Source organism: Paraperibacillus marinus, assembly GCF_046237605.1.
Taxonomy (GTDB): Bacteria; Bacillota; Bacilli; order Bacillales; family DSM-1321; genus Paraperibacillus; species Paraperibacillus marinus.
This window is the reverse complement of record NZ_CP143542.1, coordinates 1,604,511-1,623,451: the sequence shown is the minus strand read 5'-3', so window position 1 is coordinate 1,623,451 and position 18,941 is coordinate 1,604,511. Positions and strand designations below refer to the sequence as shown.

Annotated in this window: 17 protein-coding genes, 1 other RNA gene and 1 riboswitch; of the genes, 3 read left to right on the top strand and 15 right to left on the bottom strand. The window is 44.9% G+C overall.

Annotated features, from left to right (window positions below; genetic code table 11):
- Positions 1–21: 21 nt before the first annotated feature.
- Positions 22–123: riboswitch (purine riboswitch) on the bottom strand.
- Between the two features lie 66 nt (positions 124–189).
- From V1498_RS08260 to V1498_RS08250, 3 genes are all read right to left on the bottom strand, one after another.
- Positions 190–1,101 carry a DMT family transporter gene (locus V1498_RS08260; RefSeq protein WP_409298159.1) on the bottom strand — a complete coding sequence of 304 codons (912 nt, stop codon included), beginning with the start codon at positions 1,099–1,101 and terminating at the stop codon, positions 190–192.
- A 523-nt stretch (positions 1,102–1,624) separates the two neighbouring features.
- A protein-coding gene (locus tag V1498_RS08255; protein WP_409298157.1) for an IS3 family transposase occupies positions 1,625–2,958 on the bottom strand; the annotation gives its coding sequence in 2 pieces (ribosomal slippage) (positions 1,625–2,565 and positions 2,565–2,958; 1,335 coding nt in all).
- Between the two features lie 126 nt (positions 2,959–3,084).
- Positions 3,085–4,605: a carboxypeptidase M32 gene (locus tag V1498_RS08250; RefSeq protein WP_409298155.1), complete on the bottom strand. Its 1,521-nt coding sequence runs from the start codon at positions 4,603–4,605 to the stop codon at positions 3,085–3,087.
- A 157-nt stretch (positions 4,606–4,762) separates the two neighbouring features.
- Here V1498_RS08250 and V1498_RS08245 point away from each other — a divergent pair, with 157 nt between their 5' ends.
- A complete protein-coding gene (locus V1498_RS08245) occupies positions 4,763–4,912 on the top strand; it encodes a hypothetical protein (RefSeq protein WP_409298153.1) in 150 nt (49 codons plus the stop codon).
- A 26-nt stretch (positions 4,913–4,938) separates the two neighbouring features.
- Here V1498_RS08245 and V1498_RS08240 read toward each other — a convergent pair whose 3' ends face one another.
- The 9 genes from V1498_RS08240 to V1498_RS08200 all read right to left on the bottom strand — a co-directional run bounded on the left by V1498_RS08240 (position 4,939) and on the right by V1498_RS08200 (position 15,095).
- Positions 4,939–6,858 carry an ATP-dependent DNA helicase gene (locus tag V1498_RS08240; RefSeq protein ID WP_409298152.1) on the bottom strand — a complete coding sequence of 640 codons (1,920 nt, stop codon included), beginning with the start codon at positions 6,856–6,858 and terminating at the stop codon, positions 4,939–4,941.
- A gap of 64 nt (positions 6,859–6,922) precedes the next feature.
- On the bottom strand, positions 6,923–7,096 hold the full coding sequence (locus V1498_RS08235) for a hypothetical protein (protein WP_409298150.1): 174 nt from the start codon (positions 7,094–7,096) through the stop codon (positions 6,923–6,925).
- A 73-nt stretch (positions 7,097–7,169) separates the two neighbouring features.
- A complete protein-coding gene (locus V1498_RS08230) occupies positions 7,170–8,309 on the bottom strand; it encodes a class I SAM-dependent RNA methyltransferase (protein WP_409299217.1) in 1,140 nt (379 codons plus the stop codon).
- 182 nt (positions 8,310–8,491) lie between these two features.
- Positions 8,492–8,887, bottom strand: an RNA gene (gene rnpB / locus V1498_RS08225) — RNase P RNA component class B.
- Between the two features lie 70 nt (positions 8,888–8,957).
- A complete protein-coding gene (gene gpsB, locus V1498_RS08220) occupies positions 8,958–9,269 on the bottom strand; it encodes a cell division regulator GpsB (RefSeq protein ID WP_409298148.1) in 312 nt (103 codons plus the stop codon).
- 92 nt (positions 9,270–9,361) lie between these two features.
- Positions 9,362–9,907 carry a DUF1273 domain-containing protein gene (locus tag V1498_RS08215; RefSeq protein WP_409299215.1) on the bottom strand — a complete coding sequence of 182 codons (546 nt, stop codon included), beginning with the start codon at positions 9,905–9,907 and terminating at the stop codon, positions 9,362–9,364.
- Between the two features lie 53 nt (positions 9,908–9,960).
- Positions 9,961–10,494, bottom strand: coding sequence for a CotD family spore coat protein (locus V1498_RS08210; RefSeq protein WP_409298146.1), 534 nt, complete (start codon positions 10,492–10,494; stop codon positions 9,961–9,963).
- A 262-nt stretch (positions 10,495–10,756) separates the two neighbouring features.
- A complete protein-coding gene (locus V1498_RS08205) occupies positions 10,757–12,055 on the bottom strand; it encodes a ribonuclease H-like domain-containing protein (protein ID WP_409298145.1) in 1,299 nt (432 codons plus the stop codon).
- Between the two features lie 790 nt (positions 12,056–12,845).
- The gene (locus V1498_RS08200) at positions 12,846–15,095 is read right to left on the bottom strand and encodes a DEAD/DEAH box helicase (protein ID WP_409298143.1); all 2,250 of its coding nucleotides are present in this window, start codon (positions 15,093–15,095) and stop codon (positions 12,846–12,848) included.
- 519 nt (positions 15,096–15,614) lie between these two features.
- On the opposite strand from V1498_RS08200, the gene V1498_RS08195 reads away from it, so the two are divergent.
- Positions 15,615–15,905, top strand: coding sequence for a hypothetical protein (locus tag V1498_RS08195; protein WP_409298141.1), 291 nt, complete (start codon positions 15,615–15,617; stop codon positions 15,903–15,905).
- Positions 15,906–16,181: 276 nt separating this feature from the next.
- Here V1498_RS08195 and V1498_RS08190 read toward each other — a convergent pair whose 3' ends face one another.
- Complete coding sequence (locus tag V1498_RS08190) at positions 16,182–16,979, bottom strand: alpha/beta fold hydrolase (RefSeq protein ID WP_409298139.1); 798 nt, start codon at positions 16,977–16,979, stop codon at positions 16,182–16,184.
- Between the two features lie 181 nt (positions 16,980–17,160).
- On the opposite strand from V1498_RS08190, the gene V1498_RS08185 reads away from it, so the two are divergent.
- Complete coding sequence (locus V1498_RS08185; protein WP_409298137.1) at positions 17,161–17,631, top strand: Hsp20/alpha crystallin family protein; 471 nt, start codon at positions 17,161–17,163, stop codon at positions 17,629–17,631.
- Positions 17,632–17,809: 178 nt separating this feature from the next.
- Here the strand turns inward: V1498_RS08185 and V1498_RS08180 are convergent, their stop codons facing one another.
- Positions 17,810–18,415 (bottom strand): YppG family protein, encoded by a 606-nt coding sequence (locus V1498_RS08180; RefSeq protein ID WP_409298135.1) that lies wholly within the window; start codon positions 18,413–18,415, stop codon positions 17,810–17,812.
- 81 nt (positions 18,416–18,496) lie between these two features.
- Entirely contained in the window at positions 18,497–18,868 is a 372-nt protein-coding gene (locus V1498_RS08175) for a YppE family protein (protein ID WP_409298133.1), read from the bottom strand.
- Positions 18,869–18,941: the final 73 nt, after the last annotated feature.

Here is an 18,941-nt window from a genome sequence, read left to right as displayed (position 1 = left end):
AAAGATGCTAAAGACAAATAAAGTACAGACATGCCCACTCATAGTCAGGCCATTTACGGCAGCCTGGTAGAAACTTGCGGGCCATATCCCCGCTATTATATGAGGGTTTCATATTTTTTGGATAATTTGAATTATAGCATGTTGAATAAAGATTACAAGCCTTATAACCTAAAAACCGAATTATTCAGTTTAACTTTTATATATCTTTCGTGTTCCAATGCAGTTTTCGCCATTTTTTATCCCGTTCTCAGCCGAAATCGCCAGAACAGCTGAAAGAACCATAACTGCACCGATCAACTGCACCGCTGTGAGGCTGTCCCCAAAAAGAAAAAAACCTGCCGTAACGGCGGTGACCGGCTCGATTGAAGCAAGCATGGAGGCCTTACTGCTTTCAAGGCCCTTTAGGCCGGCGGTATACAGCAAATAGGCCAGCACTGTTGAAAAAAGGCCGAGCCCTGCTGCATTTCCCCAAAAGCTTTCGTTTGAGATCGGCGGCAGCTTTTCCCAGAAATGAGTCATAGGGGCAAGCGGGATAACAGCAAAAATAAAAGTGTACAGGCTGATTGTATAGGAACTATATTTCCTCAGGGCTGCTTTCGCAAAGATAGTGTAGAGCGCATACCCGGCACCAGCCCCAATCCCGATCAGGGTCCCTGTCCATTCAAATGAATCTGACCGCAAGTCAGCTCCTGCAGCGAAGGTACAGCCAGCAAGCGTCACAAATACCAGAACAGCCTTGAGCTTGGTCAGCCGCTCTTTAAAGATCAAAGCTGAAAGAACCAGGACAAAGGCTGGTGCGGTATAGAGAAGAATGGCAGAAAGGGATATACCCAGTTTATCAATCGCTGTAAAATAGCACCAATTAAAAAATACCATGCTGCAGATTCCTGTACCCGCAAAGAGATAAGAATCGGCCAGTTTTATTTTCAGGTCTTTTTTCTTGAACATAATCCCGCCAAGTAACAAGATAGCTGCAGCCAAAGCTGACCTGACTGCTACGATATCCATGGCACTCAAGCCCCATTCCCGGAGTTCCCTGACAAAGACCCCGATGATGCCCCATAAAATCCCTGCTGCCAGGATCAAAATACTTGCTGCCAATGCCTGTACCGCCCTTCATGATTTATGTATAGGTAAAAATAGCATGACGCAAGCCGCCTGATACCAGGAAGACACACCCTCTTCCACCGGCACACGCCGTCAAAATCTTGCTTTCATTGTAACATTCTTTAACCGGAAACCGGTTGGTTTTCTTTATTCTCCTTCCAGCTTCTCGCCCAATGGGGCCTAAACAAAGCCTACTTACGGAAGATGAAGCATGGCATTTATGCAGAAATCAGCAAGCCTTGCATAAGCATCCTACAGTGGATGATGTGAATTCCTTATCGCCCGTACACCAGCTAAGGTGATTACTTACCCTGATATAAAACAAAGGGAAAAGGATATCCCTCTCACTAAAGCTGCAGCCTCCAGCCGGACCATCATGCAGACAATCGACTGAAAAACACCGCTTGATTGAAAAAACGCCAGGGTCTGCCTGATCATCACACACTGACCGTACGAGCAAAAAGAGGATGTCCCGGTCTTTAAACTGTACCCCTTGTAAAGGGCATTTTAAAAAAAGCTAGGCTGCTTTAAGTAGATGATCTCTGTATTCGGCAGGGGTCATCTTTTTCATATTCCACTGATATCTGTAGTAATTGTAGTATTGGATGGCAGCTTTCACTTCTTGTTTAAGCTCTTCTAAGGTTTCACATGATTTTATATCAGCCAGATCCTTAAAATGACCAAAGAAGGATTCCTGTGGGGCGTTGTCCCAACAGTTTCCCCTCCTAGACATGGATTGTCCCAATCTTAATTTTTTTACCAGCTTCTGATAGGCAGGGCTGGTATAGTGACCTCCCTGATCTGAGTGTATATAGGCTCCTTTAGACAGTTTGATTCTCCTGTTTTTCTTTAACTTCTTTAGTGTATCGGTAGCGATATCAAGAGTAACCCGATCAGATACCTGATGAGCTAAGACTTCATTGGTGGAAGCGTCAATAATGGTTGATAAATACGCCCTTTTTCCTTTTCCGAAATATAGGTAGGTGATGTCTGTAAGGAGGACTTTGTAGGGGGTTCCCTGCTTGAATTTCCTGTTAAGCAGGTTCGGGACGACCTTGTGCTCTTGGGTAGCCTTCATGATGCGCTTGTAGGGATTAGCCCTCCTGAAAGGACTCTCAATTCCGTATTTTTTCATGATTCTTCTGATTCGCTTGAGATTGAAGACAACACCAAACTGACCTGCCAATACCATCTTAATTTGGCGAGCCCCTTTCTTACGTTTTTTGAAATTGTACGCTTTTAAAATCAGGTCCCGAAGGGTCTCGTCCTTTATCTCCCGCCCCTGCCTTCTCTCGACTTGTTTAGCGGAAAAGTAATTATAGTACCCCTGACGGGACACACCAGCTATTTTACAGAGGTGTGAAACCATTCCTGTCAGCTTGTATTTCTCGATGACGGAATGAATGAGGTTGAATTTCTGGTCGGCCGATAACTTTATTTCTTTTTCATCCCCCTTTCGGCGAATCGTATCTTTTTTAACAGCTCGTTTTCTGCTTTCAACAGGTTAGTTTCTGCCTCTAGCCTGGCATACTTTTCTTCAATAGAAAGCTCTCTTTCCCTTGGTCTGCCTGAGTTTCCTGCCCTTGTGTCACGAAGTCCTTGAATCCCGTGGATACGATAAGCATCTCGCCACCTTCTGGCAGAAGACTCGATCCGTTTGATTCCTAATACGTCGCTATCGAACCCACAGTCTTCAAATATTTCTCTAGGAAACTTTCCCAGATTAATCTGAGTTATAAAGTGCTCCTTAAAATCATCTGAATAAGTAATACCTTTGGGACTTATTGATTTTACATAGGGATTTTCAGCTAGCAGTTCAATCTCTTTTTCCGAAAATAATTTTCTACTCATACTCTCTCTCCCGCACTACTTTTTAGTCTATTCTACATAAAAAGACCCTGTGCAGTAGACTTTTTTTAATATGTCTACTACACAGGGTACAGTTTACTTTTGGGACATCCTCTTTTTTAGGGTTATTTAGGACAGTTGATATACGCGGCCATACTTTTCTGAAAGATAATCAATCAAATACTGGGCATTCAATCCTTCGCCCGTTGTCTCTTCAAGAATTTCCAGCGGCTTCTTCATCTTCCCGTGCCGATGGATATTTTCTGACAGCCAGTTCTTGATCGGCCCTATATCCCCGGCTTCCAGGAGTTCATCGAAATTGGGCAGTTTCTTTAGCATGGCATGTTTAATTTGCGCAGCATACATATAACCAAGTGCATAAGACGGGAAATAGCCGAAGCTTCCGCCAGACCAGTGTACATCCTGGAGCACGCCTTCTCCGTCCTGTTCCGGGCGGACGCCGAGGTATTCCTCGTACTTTTGATTCCAAACGCGTGGAAGGTCAGCAACCTCCAATTCATTATTGAATAATTTCTTCTCAATTTCATATCTGATCATGATATGAAGCGGATAGGTCAGTTCATCTGCTTCTATCCTGATCAAAGACGGTTTGGACTCATTGATGGCCCGGTAAAAATCATCAAGCGTGACGTTCTTGAACTGGGTTTCCGCATATTCCTGAAGAAGAGGATATTGCTTTTTCCAGAATGAAAAGTTCCGTCCCACAAAGCTTTCGAAGAACAGGGACTGTGATTCATGGATTCCCATGGAAGTTCCGGTCGCAAGCGGCGTACCGATCAGATCCTGTGAAATGTTCTGTTCATATATGGCATGCCCGCATTCATGGATAGTGCCAAAAATGGCCGTCCTGAAGTCGTTCTCATCATATTTGGTTGTGACCCTGACATCCCCGGGATTCAAGCCGATGGCAAACGGATGGACCGTCTCATCAAGCCGGCCGGCCTCAAAATCGTAGCCCAGTTCCTTTAGGATATCCTGGCTGAAGGCTTTTTGATCTTCCTTAGAAAAGAAATTATAGAGGAATTCGGTGGCAGGCTTATTTTCCGACTCGGAAATTTGCTTAACCAATGGGACAATCTTTTCCCTCAGCTGCCCAAACACCTCATCCAGGACCTCGACCGTCACTCCTGGCTCATACATATCCAGAAGCGTGTTGTACCGGTTCGATTCGTAACCCCAATATGTAATGAAACGGCGGTTGTACTCCACAATTTTTTCAAGGTAAGGCTTGAACATTTCCCAATCGGAGCTGCGCTTAGCCTCTTCCCATACTGACTCAGCCTTGGATTGGAGAACTACATATTCTTTATACTCCTCTGCAGGAATCTTTTTGTTTTTTTCATAATCCTTTTTGCATTCCAAAAGTGTCTTCTTTGTTTTTTCATTCAGGCCGGAGAAGTTCTCTTTATCTGTCAGCTGGGCCAGGAAGGCTGCCATCTGTTCACTTGTTGACATAGAAAAAACTTCGGATGACAAAATGCCGATCACCTGTGATCTCTGTTCAACAGCCTTTTTTGGCGCACCTGTACGCAGGTCCCAAAAAATCAGACCCAATGCTTCGTTATAAGCTGCTATCTTTTTTACATATTCTAAAAAGTCTTGTTCTATCTGCTGTAATGTTTCAGTCATTTTTCATACCCCCTCCTAAAATACAAAACTGCCGCTTTTTTATTTAAGTGAGCAGTCCTCTTCCATTTTACCATATATCCAATTTATACTAAAACTGAAAGTTAGAATAAAGAATATCTTTCATATATTCAAATATTTCAAAACAGGAGGAAAAGGCATGGAAATTGCGGGCAATTGCAGGATATGCGGCAAGGAAATCTTCTGCCGGGACGGTTTCCTGGATGGAGTAGTATTGAAGCATCAGCTATACTGCCAGTTATGTACAGAAAATGAGGATAAAAAAACTCTTCCAAAAGAAGGTGAATGACCTTTTTGGAAGAGTTTAATACATGATCAGCTGTGGACAGCCGTCTTTGGCAGTGCCTTGTTAATGGCATCGGCTGCAGCCTTGTCCATATTCCTCGGAAGCAGGATGGAAACAGAACCACGGTCCCCGCTTGTACGTATAAGCCTGCCTATACCCTGGCGCAGGCGGAGAATCATATAAGGAAGATCCACCATGAAATATGGATCTTCATATCCCGCCCTCCTTGATTCAAAAACAGGGTCCTTTGGAGGGAATGGCAGTGAGAATAATATGACATTGGTCAGCGACTCTCCCGGTATGTCCAAGCCTTCCCATAAATGGTACGAACAAAGAACAGATTCCTGATCCTCCTGGAACATGCCCACCAGATCACTGATCTCGGCATCGCCCTCATAATATACAGGAAACGGAATCTTTGCGCCCGCATGTTCCTTGAACCACTGCAGCTCCTCTTTGGAATTAAATAAAATGAGAGCCGCTCCATTCGATTCCTGCAGGGATTTCAAGGTATAATCGAGCTTTTCCTCCATAGAAGACAGAACCGGGGCAGCAATATGCATCGCTTCTTCGTAATCAAATGGTGACTCCACTGAGAAACTTGTATATTCACGAATTCCGAGACTCGAAGCAATAAACTCGAAGTTCTTTTCATTTGACATCGTTGCCGAGGAGAAGATGTAAGGGATTTTTTGTGAAAAGACCCGTTCACTTAAAATGTCATTCACAAGCCGCGGCATAATGACAAGGGTACCCGAAGTCCCCGTGTCCTCAAGCCATACTACTCCCCTATGCTCCTTTAGCAATAATGACAGGGAATAGGAAAGATTTTCAAGATATTCTTCTGCGACCTTCAATCCATATTCATTAATAGTATACATTTCGGCTTCAAAAACAAGATTTTCCTCCAGCTTCTCAATGGCTTGATGCAGCGAACGGGCGAGTGATTTGACCTTCATATCCAGTGTCAGGTCCAGTCGGTCGGAGCCTTCCACTTTCTTTGAATTTAGCATAAGTTCTCTGAAAAAGGCAGTATTGATCTCGTTAATTTCATCTATGATATACAATGTCTCATCTCTCACATCATTGGCTGAAAGCTGTTCCAGGACAGTCGAAAGTGTCTGTTCACCTATTTTATACGTGAGCGCCTTTTGTGCTGAGAACTCAAGCAGGTGGCCCTCATCAAAAACTACACAGCTGTATTCTGGAAGCAGCGGCAGCTGGCCCTCCCTTTTCCTGGATTCCTTCGTCCAGACATGTTCCATGAAAAAGTCATGTGAACAGATAATCAGGTCAGCTGATTTCCGGTAAAAATCCCTGGTCAGGGTCTGGCCGCAGCGGTGCCTTTTTTCACAGGTAAAACAGCTTTGAAGAGAATCCCAGTTAATTTGGCTCCATTCTTCATCGCTCACATAGGGATACAGTTTGCGGTCTCCATACGGGGAGTAAGCAGACATGGATTTTCCTCCATTCACAAATGAAGGCAGCTCATCAAATACCCTGTCTATGGCCTCAGAGTCCAGATGGTTGACTGCTGAGTCCAATTTATTCAGGCACAAGTATTGCTCATGGGATTTAGCAAGACGGACATCGACTTCCAATCCCAGTGCATGTTCAATTTTAGAAATATCCCCTTGCTTCTTCACGAGCTGTTCAATCAATGTTTCATCTGCACAGGAAATGATGGCAGGCTTATTATAATACCTTGCATAGCAAATCGCATAAAGCAGATAGCTTATAGTTTTTCCGGTACCCACCCCAGCCTCTGCAAACATTACCTTTTTCTCCTTGAATGCCTTTTCCAGCTGAAAGGCCATAAAAACCTGCTCGTCCCTTAATTCAAAGCCCTGATCAGGCAAAATATCATAAAAAACGTCCCCGATCCATTCTGATAATTTATCGAAAAAAGAATCCGTTTTGGACACTTCAAATGGCAATGATTTTCCCATTTCACTTCTCCCTTATGTTCAATCAGACAGCAAAAAAGAAAATGCGCTTTTTACAGCGCACCCTCTATAGCTTTTGATTAATTTGATAATGATAAGATAATGCCTGGCTCAAGTTCTTTTCGGCCTCTTCCAGGCAGTCTATGCACTGGCCGCTCACAAGCCCTTCTTCTTCAAGCCTGCCAAGCGTAGACTGAATTGCCTTTGAAATCAAAGCAAAATCAATCGGATGCTGCTGCATGAATTCCACTCCCCTGAGATAAAATGAAGATACTTCTTATTTTACTCAAGAGAGGCGCACTTTATACCTGAATTTATCTATTTCTTGGCGGCCTCGGGCCGAAGTATTGATAATAATCCGTCCGAATAAAACCATTGAAGAGCTTTCTTTTTTTGGTAGCCTGTTTTCCGTAGTGTTTTTCAAAATCCGGATGGGATGTGATCATGTAAACAGACCAGGTGTCCAATTTACTAAAAGCCTGCCCCATATCACGGTACATCCTCTCAACCTCCGGCTTATCCCCAAGCCTTTCTCCATACGGAGGGTTTCCTACAATCACACCGTATTCTTTCCTGGACGTAAAATCCCTTACCTGCATCTGTTTAAATTGAAGAAGCTCACCGAACCCGGCCTCCATACTGTTTTTCTTCGCAATTTCTACCATGGCATGATCTATATCAAAGCCGGCAATATCCAGATCCTGATCATAATTCGCAAGATCTTCGGCTTCAACCCTAGCCCTGTCCCAGATATCGCCGGAAATCAAGCCCCAGTCCTCTGATGCAAATTCTCTATTGAATCCAGGTGCAATATTCTGTCCGATCATCGCCGCTTCGATCGGTATTGTACCGGATCCACAGAATGGATCTACAAATGGGCGGTTCGGATCCCAATTGGTAAGCTTAACGAGGGAGGCTGCCAGCGTTTCTTTGATTGGCGCTTCTCCCTGTCCTGTCCGGTAACCCCGCCGGTGGAGTCCGGCGCCGCTTGTATCAATGGTCAAGGTCGCTTTATCCTTTAGGAGTGATACTTCTATTTTGTAAAGCGGGCCGTTTTCCTCGAACCAGGTGACCCTCTTATACCGGCTTTTGAGTCGTTCTACTATAGCTTTTTTAACGATAGCCTGGCAGTCGGGAACACTGAAAAGTTCGGATTTCACAGACTTGCCGGACACAGGAAATTCCGCATCTTCCGGAAGATAATCCTCCCAGTTCAGGTTCTTTGTATTTTCAAATAACTCTTCAAAGCTTTTCGCCTTGAATTCTCCAACAATTATTTTTACCCGGTCAGCAGTGCGGAGCCAAAGATTTGCCCTGGCAATTGCAGACGCATCCCCCTTGAACAGGACCCTGCTGTTCTCAACGGTACACTCATATCCCAAGTCCCTGATTTCATTGGCGGCAATTGCCTCTAGGCCCATTGCAGTAGTTGCAGCTAACGTATATTGCTTCATTCGGTCACCCATCTCAAGCCCCGCCGGTTTTGCCGGGGCACCCTTTCATTTGTATTGCAGCTGGCTGTTCACCTTACCATTTTAACCATTTTCGCTTCCTATGTATCATAAAAAAACTCTCCTTTAAGAGGAGAGCTTTTATGGAATAAAGTCGTTTTTAAAAAGTAAGCAGTTTGACAACGTTCTGTAAGCCATGTTTTGTGCTCAGGTACTATAGCGACCAAAGTCTCGTACCAGAGTGGTAATCATCTATCTACGGACTAAAAGGCCCGTCCTTCTCTATGTTCATTTCCATTTGAGAAGATGCCCCTACCTAAATTTGGGTTTCTCGCTCGTGGGGTTTACCCTCGTTCCACCCTTTCCATTTCTGGAAAGGCTACGTCACTGTGGCACTTTTATAGGTAATAGCGCCATATCCTAAGACTTAGGCGCGTTCCCGGCCGTCAGCCGGGGACAACCCGGCTGCCCTAGCTTATGACTTCGCTAGGCACGAACACTACAGGCATCTCAGCCTGTGCGAGCATGGACTTTCCTCTACAGCATACATTACAAATGCGCTGCAGCGATTACCCGAACGTTATCGAACATGACAATGATTATTATATACAACTTCGTTCCAATTCGCAATGGTAAATCCTGATAAAGGACTTAATCAAACAGTTTATTGCCAAAAACATGTTTTTCCAAATTAGACAGCCTTTTCAGTATATCAAAATTTGTAGTGCCTGGACCAGGTGTCTGCACTTGCGCTGCCGGCCTTCTGGCTGTATCCTCAGACTGTTTTCTTAGCCTCAGGTTTTCCTGCCTCAATTCTTCAATTTCCTGATGGAACGTTTCGTAATCCTTTATAATAAGATCCAGGAAAGAATCTACATCTTCCGGTTTATAACCGCGCATGGCTGTTTTAAAATCTTTTTCAAGAATATCTTTTGCCGTTAATTTGATCTTGTCAGATAGCATAAGACTTCACCTCAATACTTTCACGAAGCATTTAATTTTCTTCTTATTTTTTCAAAAATAAATCCGTTTGTCAATTCATTTCATGTCCCGGCCTACTGCCAGTTTTCTTCCTCCACCAGCTGCTGCAGATCATCAAACGTAATCTGGATAACCGGGTAAGTGACTTTCTCAGCATAGTTTTTGGCTTCACTGAAGATAAACTTTGGGGAGCCATCCCTTTCTTCATCGTAGAAAACGACCAGCGCATCGCTTTTCTGGATGAGGAATTGATTCTTGGTGCGGAGCTGCTGGGGGCTTTCATACTTCTTTTTTGAGATCGAGTCTACAAAATCAGCTCCTGCAAGTATCTCCTCATAGTATTCCTTATTTGAATCATTCCAGTTTTCTTCCTGCTGAAGGTATGGAGTCAGCACAGCAAGCTTAAGGTGAGGATACTCCTGCTGCAATTCAAAGACTGTTTCGGCTGCCCATAATTCAGTACCGAGCTGACCGGAGATAAGCACCCATTCCAGCCCATCCTCAATAAGGGGAATAAGCCTTGAAGCAATAGCCTTTTTTATGTACGGGACACCTTGGTGGTCTTTTTTAAATATCCCCAATTCAAATCCCTTATAGCCGGTAATATAGACAATTTTTATCATGGCTGACCTCCTGACAATTAAAAAAAATAAGGGCGTTCGCCCTTATTTTTTTAGAACCAGCATCCAGGCCTAGGCGGACATGGCGGCGGACAGGATGTCGGGCATGGCGGCGGACCGCTGCAGATGAACTCCTGGTTCACACACTGATTCACTACGTTTGCTGTCTGTGGGAAGTAATGCTGATGCTTGAAGACATGGGTATTCACAAAAGTTGTATTAGTAGGATGGATGTGCGGCACAATGTGATTGATTACATTTTCCTGTACATTCTGCACTGTAGGGCTCACTTGTGCGGGAGCAACAGTAGTAGGCCCCATTGCTGCTGGTGCTGTCTGAGCCGGTCCCATTGGTCCCATTGGTCCTGCAGGTCCCATTGGTCCCATCGGTCCTGCCGGTCCCATTGGCCCCATTTGTCCTGCCGGTCCCATCGGTCCCATTTGTCCTGCAGGTCCCATCGGTCCCATCGGTCCCATTTGTCCCGGTGTTCCCGCCGGACCCATCTGTCCTGCCGGCCCCATTGGTCCCATTGGTCCTGCCGGGCCCATCGGTCCAGGCTGTGACTGGGTCATGTATTTCTTTTCCATAAAGCTTCCCCTTTCATCATAAGTTATTTTACATTAACAGGTTATGATGATTGGGACTTACTTGCGCTGGTCAAATGCCCTTATTTATAACAAAATCGAGTAAAAGCTGTCCTTTAATGTCGAGAATACAATGGCAGTCAGGCAGACGATAACAAAAAACAAAAATAAAATGGCTTTATACATTATAAACCCCGCTTAATGTGAATAGTTTAACATATCCATTTTACACGGAAAAAAATACTCCTACAATACATATTTGGGGTTATTTGTTAACAATAGGTGAAGAAACTTTCTCTTCAATGCCAGCCTTCTTTTTTAAGCGCCCGAGCCTTTTCTGCAGCTCCTGCCATCCCCTGGACTGGCTATTGATTTCAAGGGCTATGGCTTTTTCTGTCATTATTAGTGCTTCATGGTATTCTTTTTTGCTGTGTTCGTATATTTTGGCGAGCTCTATGTATGCTTCCCGCCTTTCTTTTGGAGTCCCATGTTCACAAACTGTCTTCCAGGCATCGGCCGACTCCTTCTCTTTTCCCTCCCGCTTCCATTGGAAAGCCAGTGCGTGCAGGGCTGCTGCCCTCTCGCCTTCATCTTTCCCCTCAAGCACTCTGGTATATGCATTCTTTGCCGTCTCTTTTTCCCCAAGCCCCATATACCATCTTGCAACCTCAAGTGATGATCTTTCACTCCCGTTTTTTTGGAGGAGGAGCATGGAGAGATGGGTATATAGCGTGATCAGGGTAAGGACATCCCATTCGTTATGGCGGATGATCCCGAATAAGCCTTCTGGATCTTTTCTTTCAATGAAATCGAAATAAATGATGGGGGCAAGATAGCCAGGCACATCATCTTCCCGTTCAATCCCTAGGATTTCTTTTTCCACATTTGAAAGCTTTACTCGGTCCAGCTCATTTTTCCAAAGCCTTCTTGAACCGTGGTATAAATCGAAATGTCCATAATCGGGAAGTTTTGGTACATGGTCCCTAATAAGAGTGTGCCTTGTTTTTAACTGCGGCCAGTCAAAGGCCTTCCCGTTATAGGTGACAAGTGTGTTATAATCCACCTTTTCCAGGAAACTGTGATAAAGCGGAATTTCTGCACCTGGGTGGGGTAGGATATGCTGGCGGACTGTCACACGGTCTTCATGGAAAAAAGCATATCCAAGCATAAAGATGGTATTTCCAGCTCCACCGCCAAGACCGGTAGTTTCGGTATCAAAGAAAAACATATCCGTGATATCCATTCCTTTGGCTGACAGAGGATGGGAATGGGAAGCCTGATTCCATGCGCGGACAGCCTCCCGGGCATCTCCGAGCTTGTACATGCCATGCTTATGATCCAGAGGGTACTCCACTTCCCTGATAAAGCAAAATTCATGATCCATTTCATATAAAGAAGTGTGATTGCCCGACCACTTTTCAAAGAAGGGGATGTGTCTTGCATTCGTCACCTCCCCTGCTTCAATTTGGGGGCCAATGTCTTCAGGGACATGTGGAAGGGACGGCTCTTTTGGGTCCAATCCCATATGGCTTTTTAATCGATTCAATTTATTCTTTAAAGACATATTGGTCCCCTTCCTTTTCCCTTGAGTCTGATGTTTTTTAAGTCCCTTTTCTAATAGACTGTTGTTTTATAAAGTTATGTGAGGAGATTAAATTTAGCTAGTGGACTTTCGCTTCAGGCGCGAGCTCCTGATCCAGCTCCAAGGCTTTCGACCCTCGAGCCATAAGCTAAGCCGGCTAAGGCAAGGAAGAGCGCTTTCCCTAGCCGGCCCGTCTTGTGCTTGGGTAGCGCATAAGTACGACTAGGCTTCTGTCGCAGCTTGCGCTCGCCAATCAGTAAGTCTTCTTTCGCTAACGCATAAGTGCGACTAAGCTTCTGTCACAGCAATCGCTCGCCAATCAGCAAGTCTTCTTTCGCTAACGCATAAGTGCGACTAAGCTTCTGTCTTCGCTAGCGCTCGCCAATCAGCAAGTCTTCTTTCGCTAACGCATAAGTGCGACTAGGCTTCTGTCTTCGCTAGCGCTCGCCAATCAGCAAGTCTTCTTTCGCTAACGCATAAGTGCGACTAGGCTTCTGTCTTCGCTAGCGCTCGCCAATCAGCAAGTCTTCTTTATCGGGTCTCTGCCTGCCATAATAGAGACAGTTTCAAACCACGTACCTGAACATTGAACTATAAAAAGTTTTATTGGCAGGCACCGCTTTCCGCTTTTCAATGCGGGAGCTGTGGGACAGGTGAGACCCCGCAGGCACTGCCGAGGAGACTCATCGCGCGCCCCGCTCCAATAGAGTTTCTGCAGCGGAAATCCACTATTTTTATCCAACAGCCGCAATTTATGCGAAAATAGCCTTAATTAAAATTGATCAAGAAGCCGGATGCTTTCATGCTTGGCATAGATTCCTTCAATTTCCATCCCCAGGCACGCCGGGCAACCGTCCTCACAAGGACACTTTATTATTAATCGTTTGGCTGCTTCTTTTACTTCATCAAATCTTTTATAAACATCTTCTGCAAGGCCGATTCCTCCAGGGTAATGATCGTACAGAAAGATGGTCGGCTTCCCGGTATGTGACGCCCTTATTTGGGATACCACGTGTATGTCGCTGCGATCACACATAACATGAACAGGTACCACATGCTGCAGAACATTGGCAATACCAAGCAGTAACTGTTCCATGCTTTTCTCTTCCAAGGCCGGATCAGATTCATGTAACTCCAGCCAGGCAGCACTGGTATGCAATTCCTCTTCCGGTAAGTATATGGGTCCTGAGCCGACATTCTCGAAAGTAGTCAGCTTGATTTTCTTGAAAATCGTTGGAAGTATATTTATGGAAACATCTCCGTAGTTTATAGCCGTTTCCCCTTTTGTTCGGGTCCGATCTATTTCCAGCACTTTAAGATCTACAGCCAGGTTAGCGTCTGTGTAGTACTCCACGTCTACTTCCCTTACATAAGCTTTTTTATGGTCCCAGTCCAACTTCTCTACTTGATATTGAACACCCTCATGTAAGTAAATGGCTTCATCATGCAGCAGGGTCATTGCACTCAAACGGTCCATTTCACCAATGATCATATGGTTAGCTGTGTCGGATTGGTCAATAATAACAACATTCTCCTGGGATGCTGACCTTAAGCTGATATTCCCGGCCGGGAAGGATTGATTAGCCCAATAATATTTCTCCCCATTTTGGTGGACAACCTTTTCCTCGACTAGAAACTCTAATATATCTTTAACATCCATAGGTCCAAATTCTTCATCTTCACTAAAAGGTAATTCATAGGCCGCGCATTTTAAATGATCTACCAGGATAATGAGATTTTCCGGGTTAATCCTCGCTGACTCTGGGGAACGATCAAAGAAGTATTCCGGATTTTGGACTATATACTGGTCAATGGGTGTAGAACTGGCAACCATTAAGATAAGGGCTTCGCCATGTCTTCTGCCAGCTCGGCCCGCCTGCTGCCAGGTACTGGCGACACTGCCCGGATACCCTGTCATCACACATACCTGAAGCTGGCCGATATCTACGCCGAGCTCCAGGGCATTCGTACTGACTACTCCCAAGATTTCGCCTTCCCTCAACCCGCGTTCAATTTCCCTGCGCTGCTTAGGGAGATACCCGCCCCGATACCCTCTAATGGACTTAGGTCCGATCTTATCTTTTATTAGTTCTTGGATATGGCTTAGTATGATTTCCACTCTTACTTTCGTCCGTGCAAAAATGATTGTTTGAATCTTATTTTTCAGGAAGTCTTTAGCTAAATGATTTACTTCTACAGTCGCACTCCGCCTTATATTTAATTGCTTGTTCACAACAGGAGGATTATAGAATACAAAGTGCTTCCTTCCTCTTGGGGCTCCGTTATCATCAATCAGCCGCATAGGGTTTCCTGTGAGTTGTTCCGCTAAATCTTTAGGGTTCGCAATCGTGGCAGAAGTGCATATAAAAATAGGCCTGCTTCCATAGAATTCGCAAATTCGCTTCAGCCTTCTAATGACATTCGCTACATGACTGCCAAAGACGCCCCGGTATGTATGCAATTCGTCAATGACTACATACTTGAGATTTTCAAAAAGACTTACCCATTTTGTATGATGCGGAAGAATGGCCGAATGTAACATATCAGGGTTGGTAATGACAATATGCCCGGCTTTCCTGACCACCTGGCGGATTGTCGGGGAAGTATCCCCGTCGTAGGTGTAGCTTTTTATATCTATTCCCATTTCATTAATGATCTCGTTCAATTCGCTTTTCTGATCTTGTGCCAGGGCTTTTGTAGGGAAAATATATAGGGCACGGTTCGTGTCATTTTCTGCTATTGATTGAAGGACCGGAAGATTATAGCAAAGCGTCTTTCCGGAAGCAGTCGGAGTGACGGCAACAATATTTTCGCCTTTTCTTAGTGTCTCAAAAGCAGTATATTGGTGGCTGTAAAGTTCATTTATTCCCCTTTTCTGAAGTGCTTCTTTAATCCTTGCATCTACACCCGCCGGCATAGGTCTCGTTTTTGCTTCCTCAGGCTCAATTTCGTGCCAGTTAATGATATTTTCATTTTTCCTAAGTTCTTCTATTAATTCAGACAGCGATTTCTTTTTAAACATACGTCGGTTTCACCTCTTTATAAGAAACAGTTTATCGAATATTTGTTTGGTTGACTAGACGTACGAATTAACAAAAAGTGGGAATCTGTTGCTCACCTATGATTTCTGCCGCTGTATGCCCGCTTTTCCGCTATTAAGGAAGCGGCTTCCTGTATTCGTCATGTTTGCCGGGAAAGGCAAAGAGCTGCAGACCTGTACTTGATGGATCAAGGCAGGCTGCAGTCATTTTCAGTTATTTAATTAATCGATGCTGAAAGCGGGATTTTACTTTTAGGGTTTTTATGAATACATTGTGCTGCTTAACAAGAAAGTGGATTTCCGCTGCCGGCACCCGCGGACCTTAGGGGCGGGCGGTGAGCTTCCCCGGCTTTGCCTGCGGGGTCTCACCTGTCCCGCTGTTCCCGCATTGAAATGCGGAGACCGGTGCCTGGTAAATTCACTGGTAGTAAAAGCTCATAGCTTACCAGTTTACATTAGAATTGGAACTACTCTGGAAGGCAGAGACCCGGTAAAGAAGACTTGCTGATTGGCGAGCCCAAGCGAAGACAGAAGCTTAGTCGCACTTATGCGTTAGCGAAAGAAGACTTGCTGATTGGCGAGCGATTGCTGCGACAGAAGCCTAGTCGCACTTATGCGTTAGCGAAAGAAGACTTGCTGATTGGCGAGCGTATGCGAAGACAGAAGCCTAGTCGCACTTATGCGTTAGCGAAAGAAGACTTGCTGATTGGCGAGCGATTGCTGCGACAGAAGCCTAGTCGCACTTATGCGTTAGCTAAAGAAGATTTGCTGATTGGCGAGCGTAAGCTGTGACAGATGCCTAGTCGCACTTATGCGTTAGCGAAAGAAGACTTGCTGATTGGCGAGCGATTGCTGCGACAGAAGCCTAGTCGCACTTATGCGCTAGCCAAGCATAAGGCGAGGAATCCATAGGAAGCAGTCTTCTTCCTATGGACGGCTTAACTTATGACTCGAGGCTAAAAGTCTCGGAGCTGGATCAGGAGTCTCGGACCTGAAGCGAAAGTCCACTTGCTAAATAATCTGGAACTTACAGAACTCATCCCAAAACAACAATTTTTCAGAAAGAGCCTACTTTAAAGATGAAATTTTGATCCATTCTTTTATGATTTGGGCCAGCTCTCCCGGCGCTTCGAGCATTCCCATATGCCCTGCCCCCGCGAGAACCGCTGTTTTAATATGGCGGCCTTCTGCAGAGAAGACCTTTTCCTGTGGAATGACTTTGTCTCTTTCCCCCGCCACAAGCAGCACAGGCTTCTGTGTCTCGCGGAGGACCCGGTTCCTGTCTGGGCGGCCATACATGGCCCTAAGCGCTCCTTTAGCTCCTTTTGGACTGGTCTTATACCCTATTTCTTTTACATCTTCGATTTTTTCTTTCAGCTTAGTGAGCGAATCCCTGGAAAACAGATTCGGCACGAGGCGGTCAATAAAAAGCTCTATCCCCTTTTCTTCAATGGTATTTATACCTTCGAGACGTACTTCCTTCGCTTCTTCCGAATCTGGGAATGCTGTGGAATGAATCAGGCTGAATCCCTTCAGCCGCGATGGGAAAAGGTCTGCAAACGCTAATGTGACATACCCTCCGAGAGAATGCCCCAGCAAATAGACTGACTCGAGCCCCTGCTCAGAAATGAAATTAAACAAATCCCTTGCCATGTCATCAATCTCAAAGGCGTCTCCAGCAGACGGGCTGCCGCCATGTCCGCGCAAATTTACGGTAATTACCGTAAATTCCTCATTTAAATACGGAATCAATTCCTTAAAGTATTCAGCACTTCCGCAAAATCCGTGCAAAAAAAGGAGAACCTCCCCACCCTCTTTTCCTCCCCTATTATATGTAAGTCTGCCTAATTCTTTTTTATCATTCATATCCCAGCACCTCTGCTTCTTGTTTTGGAAGTACTTTTCCCTGCTGTATCAAATATAAACTGCCTGGCATCCCAACATATTTTATTCACAACCTGCCCCATTCCTTCATAGGCTATTATCAAAAATATGTTTCTAGCCATAGGCCGAAGCAGCAGTTTTGTAAAGAGGAAGGAGAATTCCTATGAAACAGCCTGATTCTTCATCAAAGGAACCAAGAAAAGAGCCATTTTCAGAAATCAGGAGTGCTTTTGATTCCTTTTTTCAAGAGAAACCCGTAAAAGGCTTCCTGCAGTCCATTGATGAGCTGTTCAGTCATTCATTATTCACCGAGCGGTCTTTCCCAGTTGAAATTCATGAGGACAGCAATGATTATACAGTCTCTGCCAAGCTGCCTGGCATCCCCCGCCAGCAGATCCATATTGAAATGATTAAGCAATCCCTGATGATAACAGTCGTTGATACTGTGGAAACAGAAAGCCGCAATGATTCAAAGGCCTTAGTCCATAGGGAAAAAATGTCGAAGGCAATGAGCCGCACCATTGCGTTTACAAAACCTGTGAATGAAAAGCTGATCACAGCCAGCCACAAGGATGGTGTCCTTATTATTACCGTACCCAAGATAAGAGGAAAAAAGATTTCGATTAGTGAATGAAATAGAACCCCTGATTCAGGGGTTCTTTTCATAGTACTTTTCTGTAATGTTGTTTTCAAATGAGGAAATCAACCTTCTTGTCCAATAGCCACAATAAGTGAAAAGCCTTTCATCCCTCTGCGAATAACCAGACTGGCACACGATAAAAAGGAATCCCCTGGCGGATTCCTTTTGGATGTCATGTAGTTACTTTGAATAGGCCGCCAAATCCTTTTACAATGGAAGAAACCTGGTTCATGGTGTTCATCATCTGTCCGGCCGTAGACATCATTTTATTAATATCGAAAGAGCCATCCTGGGTTTTGAACTGATTCATAATCGAAGAAAATCCGGAAGATTGCTGCTTCTGCATAAAGTTTTGTGATGGATAGGGATTAGCACCCGCATACATTTGTTTATTGGGTCCATAAGAGTTTCCCTGCTGCGGTTTCAGAGGATTTTCAAATGGATTCGCCTGGGGATACTGTCCATATGGCATTTGCTGCGGCATATACCCCTGATATTGGGCCTGGTAGGCGTTTGCCTGCATAGGGGTGCCTTGATGGTAAGAAAAGCCCTGGTACGGATTCTCCGGATAATAGCCAGCATTGCCCTGCGGCAGGCCGGCGCCATCATGATGTCCGTAATAATCCGGGCTCATTCCCTCGTATCCCGCAGCCTGCCCGTATTGAGACACCTGATTCAGGTAGGGCCGGCCTGGAGCAGTATAAGGGACAATGCCCGCCTGATTATTTACATATCTCGGATCATAACTGAATTGATTTGAAAAATACCCTGGCATCATCAGTACTCCATCCTCCTTCTCGGAACTAGGTGTTAACATTCTATGCAGGCCCTTCCTGCCAGGTGCCTGCCCGGCCCGTCTTCAGATGGTCTGTTTCAAATGTCTTAACAATACTTCAAGGGTGTAGCGAATAGATTGAAGCTGGTTTTTGAACCTCTTCAAACTGGTGGAAGGAAAAAATGCCTGGACGGAGCATAAATTAATCAGCTCCCGGACCTGTTCAATCTGCTGATTGTGCAGATACCGGGGTTTGTTCACCCGGATGCAGTCCAAAGCCTGTGTTTCCCATTCCTCTGCGAGTGTGCCTGCTTGTTCAGCAAAAGGCTTCACCTCACCGAAAAAGTCCCGTTCCTTTTTATCCAGTTTTACCTCATCAAAGATCGTTTCTATTTTATCAGCCAGCAGAAGCAGTTCTTCTGTAGAGGCAATTAACATATCTTCATTGTTGTTCATAGCATGTCCCCCTTTAGCCTGCTGTCTTTATAGTATATGAGCCGGGGAGTAAAAGGCAAAAAAAGAATCCGGC